Genomic DNA, 4,146 nt, shown 5'->3' with positions numbered 1-4,146 from the left:
CCGCCTTGGTCTTCAGGTCGCGCAGGTTCCCCACGCCATGCCGGCGCAGGCAGCGGTCCAGCCCCGAGCGCGAGGCGTTCGGGTTCAGGAACTCCCGCACAACCGCCAGCAGATCATCCAGCGACACCAGCAGCGCCTTTCGCAGGGCCACCGCGACGGCCTCCTGCGGTGGTGTGTCAGCGTCGTCTGGAGCCTGTGCGGCGTGTGGCTGCGATCCGCGACGCTGTCGCGCTTGCGCCACTTGTAAACGGTCTGCTCCGTTATGCCGAAGCGCTCGACCAGGACCGGAGCAGGCTCCGTGTTCGCCTGGATCGCCGCCCGCACCTTCGGCGTGGTCGTGGCCTGCTTGTGAAGATGTATCAGCATGGTCGTGCCCCGTCTCGAAGGTCCCTCAGAACCGATCTTGCCATGAAGAGCGCGGATCGTCGCGGGGAAAGGTGATCATCCGGGACGGAACATTTATGTACATCGGGACCACAATGTCCTGCGCCTTGTAGTCGTCGATATATGCCGTGTAGTTCAGCTCCTCCCACTTGGCCGGATCGAAATTGCCCTCGGCGTCGAGATAAGCCGGATGGCGATTTCCCGATGAATTTTCCGGTGGCACCGGCACATAGCTCGCCGGGCTGAGCGCGGCGGCCGCGGCGAACATCTCGGGATGCTCCAGAACGAAGTTGACGGTTCCGTAGCCGCCGGCCGAGAGGCCGCCGATGAGCCGCCCCTCGCGCTCCGGGATGACGCGCCAAGTCTGCTCGATATGCGGGATCAGGTCGTCGAAAAAGGCCGTCTCCGCCGGCTCGTTATAGCCGTCGACCCACCAGCTCTGGCTGCCGGGCATGACGACGACGGCGGGCGGGATGCGCCCCTCCTCGATCATGCGGTCCAGCGTCTGCTGCGCCTTGCCGTCGACAAGCCAGTCGTTCTCGTTCCCGAACGAGCCGTGCAGAAGATACATGTGCGGGTATTCGAGCCCGCTATCCTCATATCCGTCAGGCAGGTAAATATTGTAGGCGTAGTCGCGGTCCAGCGTCTCGGACGGAAAGGTGTAATGCGCGACCTCTCCGGCGAAGCTCGTTGTCGTGAATGCGAAGAGGGCCGCAGCCGTCCCGATTGGGATGCGCGTCGAGAATGTCATGGCGATATCTCCTTCTTTGGCCGCGGCGAAAATCTACCATGCCGCCGGCCCATGGAGCGAAGCACGGGTGCGGACAGGTAGACAAGCGTCGCCCTTGAGGGACCGGCCCCCGCCGGTATCCGCGCTCGACGCATGCTCTAAGGCAGACGAGCACGCCTGAACGATCCGCCTCGTCCCTGGCCTCGGTGCAGCCTCAAACCAGCGAACGAGTGCGGCCAGCACCCGCAAACAAAACCGGGACGTCCTGCGCCCATGGGCCAGGCTGCCCCCCTATCTTCCGCTCTGGCATGGCAAATGTGCAAAACGGTCTGCAACCGGCTGGCGCCGCAGCATCTCGCATCGCGTCTCCTGCTGCTTCGTTGTCTTCCTGCTTCGTTGTCTTCCACGGCCCAAAGAAGATTTGAGACAGCGTCGGCTGCCCCAAGTTCTAACCGCGAACTCCTCCTGCCACCTTATCAAGAACCATGTCGCTGACATTGACACGCCCCCGGTGTCCGGCACCGACAAAGGATGATCCGAACGGTCAACCGTTACCTGCACATGCCGGGTCGCGTTGCCGGTGGCTGACCGGTACGAAGAGGCGGATTGGCGTGGAAGGGGGAAAACGGATCGATGGCACGACTCACCAGAAGCTTCGCAGTGATCGGTTTGGGCACGTTCGGCAGCACGGTCGCTTCGGAGCTTGCCCGGTTCGGCAACCCGGTGCTGGGGATCGATCTTGATGAACGGCGCGTTACGCGCATCGCCGACACGCTTTCGGAAGCGGTCATCGCCAATGGCCGGGACGAGGAAGCCCTGCGCGAGGCCGGCGTCGGCGTCCACGATGTCGCCGTCGTGGCGATCGGTGAGGATCTCGAGGCGAATATCCTCTGCACGATGAATGTCCGCATGCTCGGCGTGAAGGAAGTGTGGGTCAAGGCAATGAGCCGCACCCATCACCGCATCCTCGTCAAGATGGACGTGGACCGCGTGATCCTGGCGGAGCAGGAAATGGGGCAGCACATCGCGCAGATGCTGCACAATCCGCTGGTTCGGGATTACGTGAGCCTTGGAAACGGCTACCATGTGGTGGATCTTCAGGTCCCCGAAGAACTGGCGGGCGCGGCCATCGGAGACGAGAAACTGCTTTCGCCTTATGACCTGATCTCCCTCGGCGCGATGCGCGACGGCGAATTCATCGCACGCTCGGACGGGACGGCGCTGCTGGAGACGGGGGACAAGCTGCTGTTGCTCGGAAAGCGACAGCAGCTTCGCGATTTCGGGGACAGTCTGAGACGCCGCCGATGAAGCCTCTGCACCTCGGCTCCGCCGGCATCTTGCGCCACGTTCCACCGCCGGCCGCCCTCAGCATGCTTTATGCGGGGCTGGTCATCCTCGGAACGGCGGCGCTCATGCTGCCCTTCGCCACGACGCGCCCGATCGCGTGGAGCGACGCGGTCTTCACCGCAACGTCGGCCGTGACGGTGACGGGGCTGGCCGTGGTGGATACCGGAACCGGATTCACCCTTTTCGGACAGATCGTCATCGCCATCCTGATCCAGCTCGGCGGACTCGGGCTGATGACCTCCGCCGTCCTCGTCCTCTCCATGCTCGGCCGCTCGGTGGGCTTCTCGCATCAGGTCTACCTGCGCGAGGATCTCAACCAGACCTCTCTGACCGATCTGGTCCGGCTGGTTGCGATCATCGTGCGCGTGGTGGCGGTCGTCGAACTTGCCGGTGCCGCGCTTCTCGCCATCGTCTTCGTGCCGGAATTCGGCTGGTGGCCGGGCTTGTGGCACGCCGTCTTCCATTCCGTCTCCGCGTTCAACAATGCCGGCTTCGCGCTTTTCCCCGACAGCCTCTCGGCATGGGTCGCGAACCCGCTGATCAATCTCGTGATCCCGGCCCTGTTCATCATCGGCGGGCTCGGCTTTACGGTACTGTCCGATCTCAACCGCACGCGCGACTGGCGCCACCTTCGGCTGCACAGCAAGATCATGCTCGCCGGCACCGCCGCCCTGATCGCCTGGTCGGTCCCGACCTTCGCCGTCCTCGAATGGACCAATCCGGCGACCATCGGCGACCTGGATATCGGCGGCAAGTTGTTGGCGAGCTGGTTCCAGGCCGTGACGACACGCACCGCCGGGTTCAACACCGTCGATATCGCCGGACTGCATGACAGCACCTCGCTGATGTTCATGTCGCTCATGACCATCGGTGGCGGCAGCACCTCGACCGCGGGTGGCATCAAGGTGAGCACCTTCGTCGTTCTGCTTCTGGCCACCGCGGCGTTCTTTCGCAGGCGGCAGAACCTGAACGTCTTCGGTCGCAGGCTCGGTCTCGAAGAGGTGATGAAGGTGCTCGCGCTCGCGATGGTCAGCGTTCTGGTGATGATGACGGCGATGTTCCTGATCCTGCTGTCCCACGACGGCCAGTTCGTGGATCTGTCGTTCGAGGTGGTATCCGCCTTCGGCACGGTCGGCTTGTCGCGCGGCGCGACCGGCGAGCTCGACGCGCTCGGCAGGATCATCATCATGCTTTTGATGTTCATCGGCCGCGTCGGGCCCCTGACGCTCGGTTTTTTCCTTGCCACGCGGATTCCGGCGCGTGTGAGGTATCCGGCCGGCCGCGTGCATCTTGGCTGAGGCGATTTCCGGCGGCGATGCAAGGCGAGCTACGAAACAGGGTCGGAAAGGGGTCTGGGGAGCTGTCGGCCGGCTGCGTCGCGCTTGGAAGTGAAATGCCCCGCGTCAGACCCGCGAAATTGCCGCAGGGCCCACGAGCAGCGTCCTTCCGGGTATTGTACCCTCAGGTCTGGAAATTCGCTTGAGACGCGGGGCGTGAGCCCGTGCTGGGGCGCCCCAGCACGGGCTGCCCATTCTGGTATTCCATGGAGTTGCAACACGGCCATGGAGAAGAACGAATGGACAGGAAGGATACGGCGCTTGAGGCGGTCTTGGAACAGTTGATCGAGCACGGGCCCGGCGAGATCGCATCGGTGTTCGCGCGGGCTTTCGAGCTGGCGATGCAGA

Annotated in this window: 3 protein-coding genes and 1 pseudogene; 2 read left to right on the top strand and 2 right to left on the bottom strand. The window is 63.7% G+C overall.

The window, feature by feature from the left end; all coding sequences use genetic code 11:
• Together JSE7799_RS21715 and JSE7799_RS10240 are read right to left on the bottom strand one after the other, a co-directional pair.
• Nucleotides 1-366 (bottom strand): annotated as a pseudogene (locus tag JSE7799_RS21715) (transposase family protein); the annotation flags it as partial.
• A gap of 25 nt (nt 367-391) precedes the next feature.
• On the bottom strand, nt 392-1,135 hold the full coding sequence (locus JSE7799_RS10240) for an alpha/beta hydrolase (protein WP_083480457.1): 744 nt from the start codon (nt 1,133-1,135) through the stop codon (nt 392-394).
• A gap of 612 nt (nt 1,136-1,747) precedes the next feature.
• Here JSE7799_RS10240 and JSE7799_RS10235 point away from each other — a divergent pair.
• Entirely contained in the window at nt 1,748-2,422 is a 675-nt protein-coding gene (locus JSE7799_RS10235; protein WP_055663527.1) for a potassium channel family protein, read from the top strand.
• Nucleotides 2,419-3,759, top strand: coding sequence for a TrkH family potassium uptake protein (locus JSE7799_RS10230; protein WP_055663526.1), 1,341 nt, complete (start codon nt 2,419-2,421; stop codon nt 3,757-3,759). Before JSE7799_RS10235 ends, JSE7799_RS10230 begins: the two co-directional genes overlap by 4 nt.
• Nucleotides 3,760-4,146: the final 387 nt, after the last annotated feature.

Source organism: Jannaschia seosinensis (genome assembly GCF_001408515.1).
In the GTDB taxonomy this organism is placed as follows: Bacteria; Pseudomonadota; Alphaproteobacteria; order Rhodobacterales; family Rhodobacteraceae; genus Jannaschia; species Jannaschia seosinensis.
Note: the sequence above shows the minus strand (reverse complement) of the source record. Positions and strands in the feature narration are given on the sequence as shown.

Bases quoted from the DNA above. Each gene is read 5' to 3' on its own strand.
- JSE7799_RS10235 (WP_055663527.1), top strand. From the start codon at position 1,748: ATGGCACGACTCACCAGAAGCTTCGCAGTGATCGGTTTGGGCACGTTC.
- JSE7799_RS10240 (WP_083480457.1), bottom strand. From the start codon at position 1,135: ATGACATTCTCGACGCGCATCCCAATCGGGACGGCTGCGGCCCTCTTC.
- JSE7799_RS10230 (WP_055663526.1), top strand. From the start codon at position 2,419: ATGAAGCCTCTGCACCTCGGCTCCGCCGGCATCTTGCGCCACGTTCCA.